Raw genomic sequence first — 14,510 nt, forward strand, 5'->3', positions numbered from 1 at the left:
CTCATGTTGGCGTTCGCCGTCCTTCCTGCCGCGGTGCATCCCACCGCGGCCAGGGCCGACAACCCGATCGTGCAGAACATCTACACCGCCGACCCGGCCCCGCTGGTGTACAACGGCCGGGTCTACCTCTACACCGGGCACGACGAGGACGGCTCCACCTCCTCCTTCGTGATGAAGGACTGGCGGGTGTATTCCTCCGCCGACATGGTCAACTGGACGGACCACGGCTCACCGCTCAGCCTGAACACCTTCAGCTGGGCGGGCGCCAACGCGTGGGCGGGCCAGGCCATCGAACGGAACGGCAAGTTCTACTGGTACGTTCCGGTGTCGGTCCGGGCGACCGGCGCATTCGCCATCGGCGTGGCGGTGGCGGACAGCCCCACCGGACCGTTCCGGGACGCCCTCGGCCACCCGCTGCTGGAGAACACCGAGTTCGACCCGACCGTCTTCATCGACGACGACGGCCAGGCCTACCTCTACTGGGGCAACCCCAACCTGTGGTACGTCAAGCTGAACGCCGACATGACCTCCTACTCGGGCAGCCCCACCAAGATCCCGCTCACCACCGCGGGATTCGGCACCCGCACCGACAACCCCGACCGTCCCACGCTGTACGAAGAAGGGCCGTGGGCCTACAAGCGGAACGGTCTGTACTACCTGGTGTACGCGGCCAGGTGCTGCCAGGAGTTCATCGCCTACTCCACGGCACCCACCCCGACCGGGCCGTGGACCTACCGTGGAACAGTCATGCCCGCCCAGGGCAACAGCTTCACCAACCACCCGGGCATCGTGGACTTCAAGGGCGGTTCGTACTTCTTCTACCACAACGGCGCCCTCCCGGGCGGAGGCGGCTTCACCCGCTCGGTCGCGGTGGAGAAGTTCTCCTACAACGCCGACGGCACCATTCCGACGATCAACATGACGAGCACGGGTGCCCCGCAGGCCGGCTCACTCGATCCGTACGTCCGCCAGGAGGCCGAGACGATCGCCTGGGGTTCCGGGATCGAGACCGAATGGAACAGTGAAGGCGGAATGGACGTCGGCTGGATCGAGAACGGCGACTACATCAAGGTCAAGGGAGTGGCCTTCGGGGCCGGCGCCTCCTCCTTCGCCGCACGCGTCGCCTCGGCCACCAGCGGCGGCACCCTCGAAGTGCGCCTGGACAGTCCGAGCGGGTCGATCGTGGGCCGGTGCGGTGTGCCGAACACCGGTGGCTGGCAGTCCTGGACCACGGTGAACTGCCCAGTGAGCGGCGTGACGGGAACCCGTGACCTCTACCTGACGTTCAGCGGCGGCAGCGGCTACTTGTTCAATGTCAACTGGTGGCAGTTCACCCGCGCCGCGTAACCGCACCGCGTTGACTTGCTCCTCGGGGTGAAGCCCGAGAATTCCGGCCTTCCCGTCCGTTGCTGTGCCTCTACGTGAGACAGCAACGGACGGGAATCCGTGACTTCCCGCTTCGTCGCGCTGTGCCGGGACGAGTTCTGGTCCGACCTGCGCTCCGCAGGCCGTAACCGCCAGTCCGGCGGCCGTTCTCACCTTTTTCGCGGCGATCGGCCACCGATCACGGGAGGGAACATGAGTATGTCGCTGTCCACTCCCTCGTTGCACACCGCTCGCCTTCGACTGCGTGCCTTCGAAGACGCGGAGGCGAACGACCTGTTCGCGCTGCACAGCAGCGCCTACGTGCCGCGCTACTGGGACGCGCCCCTGTGGAGCGAACGCGTGCGCGCCGAGCAGTTCATCACGGTTTCCGGGCCACTCCGCCACCTGAGCGGGCGGAAGGAGCACTGCGCCGGAGCCTGAGCAAAAGCCAGGAAGCGACTTTGCCGCCACTGCACTCCGTCACGTAGGGCCATGCGCCCAGCCAAGTTGCTTCGGAACGAAGAGGTCATTCCGTTAGCGTGCGCCGCATGACCGGCGATGCCCCGGACTGCCCTGAGTGCAGCCAGCCCATGAGGTCAGGCGGATCTGTCCTGTCCAAGCGGGAGGACGACTCTTCACACTTTCAGGCATGCTGACACCTCGATGCCACCCGGCTGGCGCTCTCGGTCACATACCTCGTGAACCCACCGAATTCCTATGCGGAGTTGGGTGCACCACACCCATCTGCGGCGTCCGCAGGTGCCGGGCCTGTGGAATGTTGCCGCCCTTCGGCTCTCCGCGAGCCGAATGCGGGCAGCGTATCGGATGGTCGCGCGGTACGGGCAGTGGGGAATCACGGTGAAAGCCGCCGCAGCCGTTGAGCCGTCAGCCCAACCGTTGGCCCAGGTCGGCGTACGAACCGCCACAAATGTTCGCAGCTTCCCAAGCTGAGAGCGCCGCACGTCCGCTCAGTTGTGATCTAGGGCCGCACCACGGCTGCGACGGCCACACCAAGGCCGACGAGCCCGAACACAGCCAACCCCACCGTCCACACTCGATGGGAACGGAGCTTGACCAGGCCTTTGGACGGTATACCCGCAGCTTGGCAGCGCATTGCTGCTGGAGCATGGACCTCGGGCAGTCCCCTCGCCCTCTCGAACTCCTGCAGCCAGATGCTGTCAGCCAGTTCGTGGAGGCGGTGCTTCGCCAAGAGCTGCACGCACAGGAAGGACACCACCATCGACAGCGCCCCAGAAGTGAGCCGCGCCAGTTGCCCCGTATCCGGGCTGAGAGCGATCGTCATGAGGAACGCCTGAGCCGTCAGTCCCAGACCGGGCACTTGCCACATCATCGAGTCAAATCCAGCTCGGCGGGCGGCTACCGCTTGATACTGGAGGAGTGCTTGCCCGTCGCTCGGGGGTGGGGGCGTCGACATGACCCCAATGGAATCAGCAGACGGCACCTATTCGCGGGTGAATCGATGAGCTTCTGATCAGGACGTGCCGTGGCCCACCCGTGCCCGATCGTATGGGGAACCGCAGGGAACCACGGTGCCGGGCGCGCACCGCGCGCCACAACGACCCCCGATCAATTTCCCGGTCCGCTTACGTCTCCTTCAGCAGGACGCCAGAAGCGGGTGTCGACCCCTCGGCCTACCGGCGACCGTGAACCGGCTCGGGGCCGTGTCGAATGTGTGTCGACGGCTGGTGACAAGCCGCCGTGATCCGGACTCCCCCCGGCACCCGCGCACCCGCACCCCTCTCACATATCAGTGCCGCCACTGACATCGAGATACTGCCCCGTGATCCACCGGGAGTCGTCGGAAGCCAGGAACGCCACCACGTCGGCCACGTCGGACGGCTTGCCGATGCGGTTGAAGACGGAGCGGGCGGCGAGGGCGGCGCGGTCCTCGGGGGTTTTTCTGCGGCGGGCGTTCATGTCCGTTTCGACGAAGCCCGGGCCGACCGTGTTGACGGTGATGCCGCGATCGCCGAGTTCCTTTGCCAGACAGCGGGTCATCGTGTCCAGTGCGCCCTTGGACATGGCGTAGGCGACGGACTCGGGGAAGGCGCGTCGGGAGGCGAGGGAGGAGATGTTGATGATGCGCCCGCCGTCCCGCATGCGCGGCAGGGCGCGCTGGGTGAGGAAGAACGGTGCCTTGGCGTTGACGGCGATCATGCGGTCGAAGACCTCGGGCACCGCCTCCCCGATCGGCCCCGATCCGCTGGTGCCCGCGTTGTTCACCAGGATGTCGAGCGAGGCCGCGACATCGGCCGCCGTCTCCGTGTCTCCCCGCTCCCGCAACCCGGCGTCGTAGGCGGCCTCCTCCCGCAACCCGGCGTCGAAGGCCGCGAAGACGGCGTCGGCGTCACCGGGCACGCCGAGTTCCGCCCGGACCGGGAAGGCCCGCCCGCCGTTCTTGCGGATGCCGGCGACGACTTCCAGCGCGGCGGCCGCACTGTGGCCGTAGTGGACGCCGACCAGCGCCCCGTCGCGGGCGAGCCGCTCGGCGATGCCTCTGCCGATGCCCCGGCCCGCCCCCGTGACCAGTGCGATCTTGTCCGTCAGTGCGCGTTTGTTGTTCACGAGGACAGGTGTATCGGAAGGAGGAGGAGACGAAGGAGAAACTCCGGGGAGACGGGGTGAGAAGGTGCGTGTACGTGTATGTGCGCGTGCGTGTGTACGTGTGCGTATGTGTACATGTACTTGTGCATATACGTCAGTGGTCCATGAACGTCCGGTACCACGCGGCATGTTGTGCCATCGCCTCCTCCCATCCGGCCCCTGGGCCGACGCCCGCAGCCGCCCAGAAACCGCCGTCCGAGAACCAGTGGTCCACGGCGAGCAAGCCGAGGTGGTGCAGTGCGCGTGGGCTTCCGGTGAGCCGTGTCCGGGCGTCGTCGAGGTCGAGGGGGGCGCCCGGCAGGCGCAGGCCCAGCCGGTCCGCTACCGCGTCCAGCAGTTCCGAAGTCGTCACCGGCTCGGGGTGGTTGACGTGATGCGCCCCCGCCACGACCCGGTCCGACAGCCCTGCGGCCACGACCGCCCGCCCCAACGCCCGTACGTCGATGACGGATTGCCGAGCGGTGCAGTCCTTCAGGCCCGCCGACAGCGCTCCCATCAGGGTGGCCAGTCCGGGCACCACCCATCGGTCGCCGGCCCCGAACACCAGGTGCGGGCGCAGCACGACCCCTCCCGCCCGAAGCACATGCCGCTCGGCCGCGGCCCGGGAACGGCTGGTCGGTGAGGCCGGGGCGTGCGTCAACTCGCCCACCGTCGCGTCGGTGTAGGGCCCTCGGCCGTACACGGCGGCCGTGCTCACGTAGACGACGCGGGTGACCGCGGCGCGGGTCGCCTCCTCGACGAGGGCCCGGGTGCCGTGGTCGTTGACGGTCTCGGTGCGCCGATCGTCGTCGCCGACGTAGGAGGCGCAGTGCAGGACGACGTCGATGCCGTCGCAGACACCGCGCAGGGACGCCGGGTCGGTGAGGTCCGCCCGTACGACGTCCACCGCCGGCGCGGTCGCCGGGGCGCGCAGCAGGAGCCGGATCCGGGACGGTGTGACACCGGACGACTCCCGCAGGGCGGCCAGGACATGCCCGCCTATGAAGCCGCTGCTTCCGGTGACGAGGATGCGTGGTGACAAGGTGGGTCCTCTCTCTCCGGTCTCCCGCCGGCGATGCGCGCCTCGCTCAGCCTTGCACGGGAGCGCGGCGCACTCGCACGGGAGCGCGACCCACCGCCCTCCCCGCTTCCGTAGAGTCGGTTCCCTGACCATGGAAAGGAACTGCTGTGCGGCTGCGCTGTGCTGTGCTCGACGACTTCCAGAACGTGGCGACCGACATCGCCGACTGGTCGCCGCTCGCGGACGACGTGGAGGTCGTCCCTTTCACCACCCACTTCCCGGACGAGGACACCCTCGCCGCGGCCCTCGCCGACTTCGACATCGTCGTCACCCTGCGCGAACGCGTCCCCTTCCCCGCCTCCCTGATCGCCCGTCTCCCCCGGCTGAAGCTGCTGATCGCCTCCGGCATGCGCAACTCGGTCATCGACTACGCCGCCGCCGAGGCGCACGGCGTCACCGTCTGCGGTACGGCCAGCTCCTCGACCCCGCCCGTCGAGCTCACCTGGGCCCTGCTGCTCGGCCTCGCCCGCGGGATCGTCCAGGAGAGCAACGCCCTGCGCTCACAGGGCCCCTGGCAGTCCACGGTCGGCGCCGACCTGCACGGCCGCCGCCTCGGCCTCCTCGGGCTCGGCAAGATCGGCGGCCGGGTGGCGCAGGTCGGTCTCGCCTTCGGCATGCAGGTCAGCGCGTGGAGCCAGAACCTCACCAAGGAGCGCGCCGAGGAGGTGGGTGTCGACCTCGCCGCGAGCAAGGAGGACCTCCTGCGCGACAGCGACTTCGTCTCGATCCACCTCGCCCTGAGCGACCGCACCCGCGGCCTGCTCGGCGCCGCCGAACTCGCCCTGCTCAAGCCCACCGCCTACCTGATCAACACCTCACGCGCGGCGATCGTCGACCAGGACGCCCTGCTCGCCGCCCTGCACGAGGGCCGCATCGCCGGAGCCGGCGTCGACGTCTTCGACATCGAGCCCCTCCCCGCCGACCACCCCATGCGCACGGCCCCGCGCCTCCTCGCCACACCCCACCTGGGCTATGTCTCGCAGGCCAACTACGCGACGTACTACGGCCATGCGGTCGAGGACATCCGGGCGTACCTGGCGGGTTCACCGGTACGACGGCTGCCCTGAGGGCTGCGGCCAAGCACACCGCAGGTCACGTATACCGGCGGTCACGCGCGCCAGTCGCCAGGCGCACAGGGCGTCACGCGTACTGGTAGATCGTGGACATGTCCTCCAGGTCGTCCGGAGTGACGTCCCACGGGGGCAGCCTCTCGTGCCGGGCGACGATCCGGCCGTACTGCGCGCTGCCCCGGCCGGGCGGCCGCGCCGGCAGGTAGCGGTGATTGCGGTGGCGCCGCTGCCACCGCTGCCACTGCAGGTCCATGAAGGCGTGGACCAACCAGAAGACGGGATCGTTGACGGAGGCGGCGCCGAGCATGGCGCCCCCGATCCAGCGATGCACCCTGTTGTGGTTGTCCCAGGGGACGCTGCCGGTGCCCCAGCCCTCCATCTTGTTGCGGAAGCCCTTGGTGACCGTGGAGTCCCACGGGGAGACGTCGTAGACGGGGTCCTTCAGCGCCCGGTTCAGATCGTCCCGCGTGGGCAGGTCGATCGGTCTGCGGGCGCGGCCCAGGTCCCGGGTGAGGAACTCCGTGTCGGTGACACTCACCCTGAGGGGCCACCGGCCCGCCGCGTAGGCGAACGGCCCGGTCATCACCTGCCGGTCCCCGCGCCGTCCGTTGCCGCCGAGCAGATCGTCGGTCCACGGCACCGAGGTGGCCGACCGGTCCCGGGTCCAGTCCCAGTACGGCACCGTCACCGAGGGGTCGATGCGGCGCAGGGCGTTCTCCAGGTCCAGCACGAACTGGCGGTGCCAGGGCAGGAAGGAGGGCGTCATATGGGCGGCGCGCAGGCCCCGGTCGCCGTCCCCGCGGAAGTGCGCGATGTGCAGCCGTACGAACTCGTCGTACTCCCCGCGCCGTTTGAGCTCCAGCAGCGCCCCGACGAAGCGCCGCCGCTCGGTCGGCGTCAGCGTGCTCACGTTCTTACGCACGTACACCATGCTGTGCCTCCCTGTGCGGGTGCCCGCCGCCGAACGGCCCGGGGGCCACGTCGCGCAGCCGCCTGCTGGGGCCGAGTTCGTCGACGGCCGCGCGGGTCGCCTCCAGCGGGGTCCGGTACCAGCTGTAGTGGTCGAGCATGCTGAGCCAGGTGCCGTCGGCACGGCGCATCAGGTGCAGCGGGCGGCCGTCCACGGTGACGTGCCAGGCGACGCCGAGCGCGCTGAGTCCGGCGGCGGGAAGCGGGGAGCCCTGGATGTGGCGGCCGCGGTAGGTCTCGTCGAAGGGGATGTCGGTGGGCTGCCGCCGGTCCGCGGACTGCGAGGGCCGGGAGGCGGCCAGCATCGGGGTGAGCGCCACGGCGGCCGAGCCGAGCAGCAGCCGCGCCACCTCCCGTCGCGTCCGCCCCTCCGGCCGGCTGCACCCCGGGGTGCCCGCCCCCTGTCCCGCACCCACCGACACCCCGTCTGCACTGACGGCCATCGCTCACTCCTCGTACGGTTCGGCTGTTCGTACGAGTAACCGTCCGGGACGCCCGTCGGTCACCGCAGAAGCGCCCATACGGTGCAGTGGTCAGCTCGTCCAGAAGTCCCACCAGCGGGTCAGGACCAGCATCCCGACGATCCCGGTGTGCAGGACCGGCAGCACCCAGGTGAACTCCGCGAAGAAGGTCTGCACCGGGCCCGGCGCGGGCAGGAAGCCGCTGCGCACGGTGAAGGACGTCAGGTACCAGAACAGCACGATCGTCGCGAGCCAGGCCAGGCAGCACCACAGGCACAGCGCGTTGATGCGGTACAGCGACTCGAACTGCAGCCAGGAGACGAACCCGATCCCGAAGAGGCACCCGGCCTCGAAGACCAGCCAGTACCAGCGCGGGAAGACGGCCCCGGCCAGCAGGCTCATGCCGACGCAGATCACGATGCCGTAGGCGACGAGGCCCAGCATCGGGTTGGGGAACCCGAAGGCCTCGGCCTGGTCGCTCTCCATCACGCTGCCGCAGGACACCACCGGGTTCAGGCTGCAGCCGGGGGTGAAGTCCGGGTCCTCCAGCAGCTTGAACTTGTCCAGGGTGATGACCCAGGAGGCCAGCAGCCCGGCCGCCCCCGTGACCACCAGAAGCAGGGCGAACGCGCGGCCGGCGCCCGCGGTCCGCCGCGTGACCGGGGCCGCGGTCACCACCGTGCGGCCTCGCGGTAGACGCGGAGGTGGTCGACGGCGAAGGTGAGGGGAGCCGGGTCGCAGGGCGCCGGGTGGTACCGGCCCGCGCACACCGACAGGTTCAGGATCAGGTACGCCGACCAGTCGGCGCCGACGCCGGTGCCGTCGGAGCAGACGCACGCGCCATTGACGTACCACTCGACGGAACGCTCGCCGTAGCGGGTGCCGATGGTCACCCACCGGTCCGGGGCGATCGTGTCGGCGTCGGTGTGGTACGCCGAGGAGAAGGTGACGTGGTTGGACAGCTCCAGCAGGTTCGGGTTGTCCGGGTGGTACTCGAAGGAGTCGACCTCATTCCCGCCGTCCTTCCAGGTCCACAGCGCCGGCCAGGCCCCGGTGCCCGAGGGCAGTTTGACGCGGGTCTCGACATAGTCGCCGGTGCGCACCCGGAATTCCTCCGCGGAGTACTCCGTGGTGAGCAGCCCGGTGCGCCAGGCCTGCCGGCCGTTTTCGAGGGTGCGGTCGGCCGGTGCGGCGGTGAAGGTGGCCACGCCGCCCGAGACGGTCACACAGCCGGGGTCGAGCCAGTCGAGCTTGTTGTCGTCCGGGTTGTGATCGCAGTAGCGGTAGGCGCTGGACCGGTCGCCGACCCAGGTCGAACCCCAGTCGATCGGCGCGTCGAACTCCTCGGACCAGACCGGCGTGAACGTGGCGATGTCGATGGTCATGGCGGCGAGGGTAGACGGCCTGCCCTCTTTCCCCATTCAGCTCGCGCAGGCGATCGAATCGAGCCGGGCGCACCATACGATCAATCGATGCGCGGACCAGATGCCCATACCTCCGAATGCCTCTGTGCATTCCATTCTTCACCCCTGCGACTTTCACGCGTATGGAGCAACGCGTCGCTTTTACAGGGGCCTTGGACTGCTATGTTCTCCAACCGTCGGATCAGAGGTACTTTCAAGCGAGGTGAATCATGAAGAAGGCAGTTTTCACCACTGCGGCGTTGGCTATCGGTGCGGGTCTCGTGGGTGGCTCCGCCGCGGCGGCGGCGGCCGCCACGGGCGGATCGGGAATCTCCACCAGTCCGCTCGGGCTCATGTCCCCGACCAAGGTGAGCCCGGCGATCCTGCCCGCGGCCGACGCCGTGACGCGGCTGGCCCGCGACGGCGGAATCGCGAAGGGCAGCGCGTTCGACAAGAGCAACAAGAGCGCGGTGGGAATGTCCGGCGTGTACTTGGACGGAATGGACCCGGACGCCGCAAAGCGGCCCACCATTCCGGTGAAGAACCCGGCCGGCAGCGGCTCCGTTCAGGTGCACCCGCTGAAGGCACCGACCTCCGCCGGGCTCGGCACCTTCCTTCCCAAGTCCAAGTGACGACCCGGCAACCGTACGAGTCCTTGGCCCCGGAATTCTGAGACTCTGATCCGGTTCTCGGCACCCCCGCACCACAACTCCGGCCCACCGGCCCGCACCCTGCCGGTGGGCCGGACGCATTCTGTTCTGCATGCTGCGTTGCGCCATCCGAAGGAATCTTTCCACGTTTGATTGTTCCCGCCGTGACTTAGGGATGCATATACGGGTTTCCTTTTCGTAAGCGTGCGCAACCGTGAATTCAGGAAGGAACCGAGTTGCCCAAGAAGTTCGCGGTCATCACGGCCCTCGCCCTCAGCACCGTCGTCGGCACCGCCGGTATCGCCTCTGCCGGTGGCAGCGGCAGCGGCAGCGGCGGCAGCGGCAACAACACCACCGTCAAGGGCGGTAGCGGCTTCTCGTCGGCCCCGGTCGTCGTGAACGAGCCCCAGCAGGGCGTTCTCGTCATCAACGGCAGCCTCGTCGACGGTCGTTGCATCGCCCCGTGGTCCAACGGAGCCGTCCTCGGCGGCGTCCCCGCGCCGAACTCGCACTACGCCGCCTGCGACACGGCCACGGTCAACCAGCAGCAGAACGCCCCGTACATCGGCGGCCTGCTGTTCTGACGTCTGCTCAGAGCCATTAGCAGCAGCTGATTCCCCCAACGCAGCCCGGAAAGGCGCAACTCATGCGTAAGAAGGTTACGGCCATTTCCGCCCTCGCGGCCGGCATCGCTCTCGCGACCGGCGGCACCGCCGCGGCCGACACCAACACCACCACCGTCAAGGGCGGCAGCGGCTTCTCGCAGTCCCCGGTCGTCGTGAACGCCCCGCAGCAGGGCATTCTCGTCGCGAACGGCACCGTGATCGACCTGCGCTGTGCCGCGCCGTGGTCCAACGGAGCCGTCCTCGGCGGCGTCGTCGCGACCAACTCGCACTACGCGGCCTGCGACACGGCCACGATCAACCAGCAGCAGAACGCCGGGTACAAGGGCGGCTTGCTGTTCTGACTCCTGCTCCGAGCAATTCGGAGCAGGTAAACCCCATACGCAGCCCGGAAAGGCTCAGCTCATGCGTAATAAGGTTACGGCCATTTCCGCTCTCGCCGCGGGCATCGTGCTCGCGGCCGGCGGTACCGCCGCCGCCGACGGCGACACCACCACCGTCAAGGGCGGTAGCGGTTTCTCGTCGGCCCCGGTCGTCGTGAACGAACCGCAGCAGGGGATCGCCGTCGTCAACGGTGCTTTCCTCGACGCCCGCTGCCTCGCCCCGTGGTCCAACGGTGCCGTCCTGGGCGGCGTTGCCGCGCCGAACTCGCACTACGCGGCCTGCGACACGGCCACGGTCAACCAGCAGCAGAACGCCCCGTACGTCGGCGGCCTGCTGTTCTGAGCAGCGCCTCACCCGAGGGCGGTCCGCCGGATGTCCGGCGGACCGCCCTCGTCTTCGTGTGTGCACGGCAAACCCGTGGGCCCTGTCCGCATCGCTGCGCGGACAGGGCCCACAGTCAGGGAGCGCCGGCAAGGAGGAAAGAGCGCCCATTCAGATGGACTAACGGGGTCGGCCGATGCCGGGTCACCCCGCATCATTCATTCGGCCCAATATTGGGATTCCATGAGGAAATATGCCGTCCCTGAACATGCCGAAAGGCCGGCTCCGCGGAGTGCGGAGCCGGCCCGGAACAACAAGCCGATGGGCGACGAAGTCGAGGAACGAGTCGCCTGCCTGATCGCCTACCTGTTGATCGGGAGTCCACCGAGCAGCTGACCGTCGATCGGGTTCGGCAGGGTGCCGCCGAAGACGGGGGTCTTCACCACTCCAGAGCGCTTCACGCCCTGCTTCACGTTGTCGGCCGTGCGCTTGACGTTGTTCCCCACGTAGCCCGTCGGCAGCTTGGCGGCCGTGGGCAGGCTGCGGGCGACCGTCCTGCCGTTGTCGACGAGGCCCGATGCCGGCATGTCCACCGCGGCGGCGGGCCCGGCGACACCGGCAACGGCGAGGGAGCCGGCGACGACGGCGGCAGCCTTCAGGTTCTTCATCATGTTCCTTTCCTGGTGACTCGTTCTCGGTTCTCCTGGGCTAACGAGAGGGGACCGCTCGGGAAACTCTGCTGCCGACAACTTCCAGGAACTCATACGAAAAGACCCGTTGCGCCGAACACGTTCGGCCCACGACGGCTCCGAACGGGTGACATCACGCGCGAAACAACTCCGGGAGAGCCGCCATTCCAACATGTTTGGCTGTTTGGCAGATAAACATGGATAAGTGGTCGGGAACGCGAGCCACACATCGTGTTGCTGGTTCGGACTCTTTTCCTCGGAGGGGCAGCCTCGATCATGCGCATTTCCGTGCCGCACATCCTGCATGTCGCGCAGCCCCTCGAGGGCGGTGTCGCGCGGGTCGTGACGGACCTGGTGGCGGCGCAGCTCGCCGCGGGGATGCGGGTGACGGTGGCCTGTCCCGAGGGCGGCACGCTGACCGGCTCCCTGCGCGCGCGGGGCTGCACGGTACTGCGCTGGGACGCCACCCGCACCCCTGGGCCCCGACTCGCCGGTGAGGTACGGCAGTTGGCGCGGCTGGTGCGGGTGGCGGGGCCGGACCTGGTGCATGCGCACAGCGCGAAGGCGGGGCTCGCGGCCCGGCTCGCGGTGCACGGCCGTCTGCCGACCGTCTATCAGCCGCACGCCTGGTCGTTCGAGGCCGCGGACGGGGTCGTCGCCCAACTGGCCCTGGACTGGGAGCGGTTCGGTGCGCGGTGGGCGACGCGGGTGCTGTGTGTGAGCGAGGCCGAGCGGCGGACCGGGGAGCGGCGCGGCATCGCCGCCTCGTGGCGGGTGATCCCCAATGGTGTCGACACCGGCAGGTTCCGGCCCGACGGGGACAGCGCGCGGTCCGGGGCGGGTCCGCTCGTGGTGTGCGTGGGCCGGCTGTGCCGCCAGAAGGGGCAGGACGTGCTCCTGGCGGCCTGGCCCGAGGTGGTGCGGCGGGTGGCCGGTGCGCGGCTGGTGCTGGTCGGCGACGGGCCGGACGCGCGGCGGCTGCGCTCCGGTGCGCCCGCGTCGGTGGAGTTCGCCGGGGCCGCGCCCGAGGCCGCCCCCTGGTACCGGGCCGCCGACGTCGTGGTCCTGCCGTCCCGCTGGGAGGGCATGGCGCTCGCCCCGCTGGAGGCCATGGCGTGTGCCCGGCCGGTCGTCGTCACGGACGTGGACGGGGCGCGCGAGAGCCTGCCGTCCGGTCATCTGCCGTTCTGCCTGGTGCCGCCGGAGGACCCCGGTGTGCTGGCCCGGGCGCTCACCTCGCTGCTGCGGGACGAGCCGCTGCGCGCGGCGCTGGGTGCGCAGGGCCGCGCACACGTGCTCGGGGCCCATGACCTGCGGCGGACCACGGACGCAGTCACCGACGTGTATCGCGAGTTGCTCGGCGGCGTTGCCACGCCGGCCGTACCCGACGAGGGCAGGAAGTGCATCACCACATGACCGCGGAAAGTACCCTCGCCTCGGCCGCGGGGCAGCAGCGGGCGCCCGAGGGCGCCCTCTCCGTTCCCGCCCCGACCGGCCTCGCCCCGCGGCGGCGGCCGTCCGCCGGACGGGCAGCCCGTCGTGCGCGGCGGACCTCCCCGGCGCTGCTGTGGCTCGCCGACGTCGGCGCCGTCCTGCCGGCCGTGCTGCCGGTGCCCGCGCCGCACAGGTACCCGCTGGTCTTCGCGCTGCTGGTGCTCGGGGTGCTCGGTCTGAACCGACGGGCCTCGCTGTACGAGACCTGCGTCGTCCCCGGCGTTCTCGACGAACTTCCCGCCGTCTGCGGCCGGATCGGCGTCGGCTGGGCGGTCGTCGTGGCGCTCTCCCCGCTGCGCTCGCTTCCCGTGACCGTGCTGGTCGTCGCGGTCGCCGCACACTGCGGGGCGGCCTGCGCGGGCCGCGCGGCGGTGCACGGTCACCGGCGCCGGGCGCTGCGACGCCGGCCGGCTCCGGCCCTGGTGGTCGGCCCGGCCGACACGGCCCGGCGCGTCGCGGCCGCGCTGTTGCGCCAACCGGACTGCGGGGTCCGTCCGGTGGGCCTCGTCGACGGCGACCCGGAGGTCTCCGGCGACGCCGACGACGAGCCCGGGCTGCCGGTGCTCAGCACGGCGCCGGACGCGCGCCGCGCACTCATCCAGAACGGTGTGGAGACGGTGCTCGTGGTGGGGCCCGCCACGCGGGTGGAGCAGGCCGCCCTGCTGCGGGAGCTCGCCGGCCACGGCTGCGTGCTGTGGGAGCTGGAGGCGGACCCGGCGCCGTACGGCCCCGGTGGGCGCCGTGAGCGGGCGGGGCATTTGGCCGGCTTCTCGCGCAGGCTGCTGGTTCCGGGCGGCGGACGGCGGCGCGGCGGCCTGGGCAAGCGGGTGCTCGACGTGGTGCTGTCGGGGTCGCTGCTGCTGCCGGCCGCTCCGGTGCTGCTGGTGTGCGCGCTGACGCTGCGGGTCATGGACGGACCGGGCGTGGTGTTCCGGCAGGAGCGGATCGGCAAGGACGGACGCCCTTTCACGATGCTGAAGTTCCGCACGCACCGGCCCGCCAGCGCGCACGAGGCGGCGACCCGCTGGAGCGTGGCGAACGACCAGGACATGAGCCGCTTCTGCCAGTTCCTGCGCCGTACCTCCCTGGACGAGCTGCTGCAGCTGTGGAACGTCTTCCGCGGTGACATGAGCCTGGTCGGCCCGCGGCCCGAACGGCCCTACTTCGTCGCCAAGTTCAGCCAGGCGCACCCGGGCTACCCGGCGCGGCACCGGATGCGGACCGGGATCACCGGGCTCGCGCAGATCCACGGGCTGCGCGGCGACACCTCGATCGAGGACCGGTGCCGTTACGACAACGCCTACATCGACAACTGGTCGCTGTGGCAGGACGTCTGCATCCTGCTGCGCACGGCGGCACAGTTCGTACGGCCGACGGGGAGCTGAGCGCCGTGAGC

The 14,510-nt window shown here is 69.8% G+C and carries 17 protein-coding genes; 9 read left to right on the forward strand and 8 right to left on the reverse strand.

What is annotated here, in order from left to right; translation table 11 throughout:
- Positions 1-3 precede the first annotated feature (3 nt).
- Complete coding sequence (locus ACIBU0_RS39380; protein ID WP_398828420.1) at positions 4-1,347, forward strand: glycoside hydrolase family 43 protein; 1,344 nt, start codon at positions 4-6, stop codon at positions 1,345-1,347.
- Positions 1,348-1,578: 231 nt separating this feature from the next.
- A complete protein-coding gene (locus ACIBU0_RS39385; RefSeq protein WP_398828422.1) occupies positions 1,579-1,806 on the forward strand; it encodes a hypothetical protein in 228 nt (75 codons plus the stop codon).
- 538 nt (positions 1,807-2,344) lie between these two features.
- Here ACIBU0_RS39385 and ACIBU0_RS39390 read toward each other — a convergent pair.
- From ACIBU0_RS39390 to ACIBU0_RS39400, 3 genes are all read right to left on the reverse strand, one after another.
- The gene (locus tag ACIBU0_RS39390; protein ID WP_398828425.1) at positions 2,345-2,668 is read right to left on the reverse strand and encodes a hypothetical protein; all 324 of its coding nucleotides are present in this window, start codon (positions 2,666-2,668) and stop codon (positions 2,345-2,347) included.
- Between the two features lie 458 nt (positions 2,669-3,126).
- Positions 3,127-3,951 carry an SDR family oxidoreductase gene (locus tag ACIBU0_RS39395; RefSeq protein WP_398828428.1) on the reverse strand — a complete coding sequence of 275 codons (825 nt, stop codon included), beginning with the start codon at positions 3,949-3,951 and terminating at the stop codon, positions 3,127-3,129.
- 133 nt (positions 3,952-4,084) lie between these two features.
- Positions 4,085-5,011, reverse strand: coding sequence for an NAD-dependent epimerase/dehydratase family protein (locus ACIBU0_RS39400; protein ID WP_398828430.1), 927 nt, complete (start codon positions 5,009-5,011; stop codon positions 4,085-4,087).
- A 146-nt stretch (positions 5,012-5,157) separates the two neighbouring features.
- Here ACIBU0_RS39400 and ACIBU0_RS39405 point away from each other — a divergent pair, with 146 nt between their 5' ends.
- Entirely contained in the window at positions 5,158-6,117 is a 960-nt protein-coding gene (locus ACIBU0_RS39405) for a D-2-hydroxyacid dehydrogenase family protein (protein ID WP_398828433.1), read from the forward strand.
- 73 nt (positions 6,118-6,190) lie between these two features.
- On the opposite strand, the gene ACIBU0_RS39410 is transcribed toward ACIBU0_RS39405, so the two are convergent.
- The 4 genes from ACIBU0_RS39410 to ACIBU0_RS39425 all read right to left on the reverse strand — a co-directional run bounded on the left by ACIBU0_RS39410 (position 6,191) and on the right by ACIBU0_RS39425 (position 8,935).
- Complete coding sequence (locus tag ACIBU0_RS39410; RefSeq protein ID WP_398828436.1) at positions 6,191-7,051, reverse strand: tyrosinase family protein; 861 nt, start codon at positions 7,049-7,051, stop codon at positions 6,191-6,193.
- Positions 7,035-7,532 (reverse strand): tyrosinase family oxidase copper chaperone, encoded by a 498-nt coding sequence (locus tag ACIBU0_RS39415; RefSeq protein WP_398828439.1) that lies wholly within the window; start codon positions 7,530-7,532, stop codon positions 7,035-7,037. The genes ACIBU0_RS39410 and ACIBU0_RS39415 overlap by 17 nt, the downstream gene beginning before the upstream one ends.
- A 90-nt stretch (positions 7,533-7,622) precedes the next feature.
- On the reverse strand, positions 7,623-8,225 hold the full coding sequence (locus ACIBU0_RS39420; RefSeq protein ID WP_398828442.1) for a vitamin K epoxide reductase family protein: 603 nt from the start codon (positions 8,223-8,225) through the stop codon (positions 7,623-7,625).
- Positions 8,222-8,935, reverse strand: coding sequence for a beta-glucanase (locus ACIBU0_RS39425; RefSeq protein ID WP_398828444.1), 714 nt, complete (start codon positions 8,933-8,935; stop codon positions 8,222-8,224). The genes ACIBU0_RS39420 and ACIBU0_RS39425 overlap by 4 nt, the downstream gene beginning before the upstream one ends.
- 248 nt (positions 8,936-9,183) lie before the next feature.
- Here ACIBU0_RS39425 and ACIBU0_RS39430 point away from each other — a divergent pair, with 248 nt between their 5' ends.
- From ACIBU0_RS39430 to ACIBU0_RS39445, 4 genes are all read left to right on the forward strand, one after another.
- Positions 9,184-9,585: a hypothetical protein gene (locus tag ACIBU0_RS39430; RefSeq protein WP_398828447.1), complete on the forward strand. Its 402-nt coding sequence runs from the start codon at positions 9,184-9,186 to the stop codon at positions 9,583-9,585.
- 254 nt (positions 9,586-9,839) lie between these two features.
- On the forward strand, positions 9,840-10,187 hold the full coding sequence (locus tag ACIBU0_RS39435) for a hypothetical protein (protein ID WP_398828449.1): 348 nt from the start codon (positions 9,840-9,842) through the stop codon (positions 10,185-10,187).
- A 62-nt stretch (positions 10,188-10,249) separates the two neighbouring features.
- Positions 10,250-10,570, forward strand: coding sequence for a hypothetical protein (locus tag ACIBU0_RS39440; RefSeq protein ID WP_398828450.1), 321 nt, complete (start codon positions 10,250-10,252; stop codon positions 10,568-10,570).
- 61 nt (positions 10,571-10,631) lie between these two features.
- Positions 10,632-10,952 (forward strand): hypothetical protein, encoded by a 321-nt coding sequence (locus ACIBU0_RS39445; protein WP_398828452.1) that lies wholly within the window; start codon positions 10,632-10,634, stop codon positions 10,950-10,952.
- A gap of 341 nt (positions 10,953-11,293) precedes the next feature.
- Here ACIBU0_RS39445 and ACIBU0_RS39450 read toward each other — a convergent pair whose 3' ends face one another.
- On the reverse strand, positions 11,294-11,602 hold the full coding sequence (locus ACIBU0_RS39450) for a hypothetical protein (RefSeq protein WP_398828455.1): 309 nt from the start codon (positions 11,600-11,602) through the stop codon (positions 11,294-11,296).
- A 294-nt stretch (positions 11,603-11,896) separates the two neighbouring features.
- On the opposite strand from ACIBU0_RS39450, the gene ACIBU0_RS39455 reads away from it, so the two are divergent.
- Complete coding sequence (locus ACIBU0_RS39455) at positions 11,897-13,036, forward strand: glycosyltransferase family 4 protein (RefSeq protein ID WP_398828457.1); 1,140 nt, start codon at positions 11,897-11,899, stop codon at positions 13,034-13,036.
- On the forward strand, positions 13,033-14,499 hold the full coding sequence (locus ACIBU0_RS39460; RefSeq protein WP_398828459.1) for an exopolysaccharide biosynthesis polyprenyl glycosylphosphotransferase: 1,467 nt from the start codon (positions 13,033-13,035) through the stop codon (positions 14,497-14,499). The genes ACIBU0_RS39455 and ACIBU0_RS39460 overlap by 4 nt, the downstream gene beginning before the upstream one ends.
- The last annotated feature ends 11 nt before the right edge of the window (positions 14,500-14,510 follow it).

It is taken from the genome of Streptomyces sp. NPDC049627, assembly GCF_044465645.1.
In the GTDB taxonomy this organism is placed as follows: Bacteria; Actinomycetota; Actinomycetes; order Streptomycetales; family Streptomycetaceae; genus Streptomyces.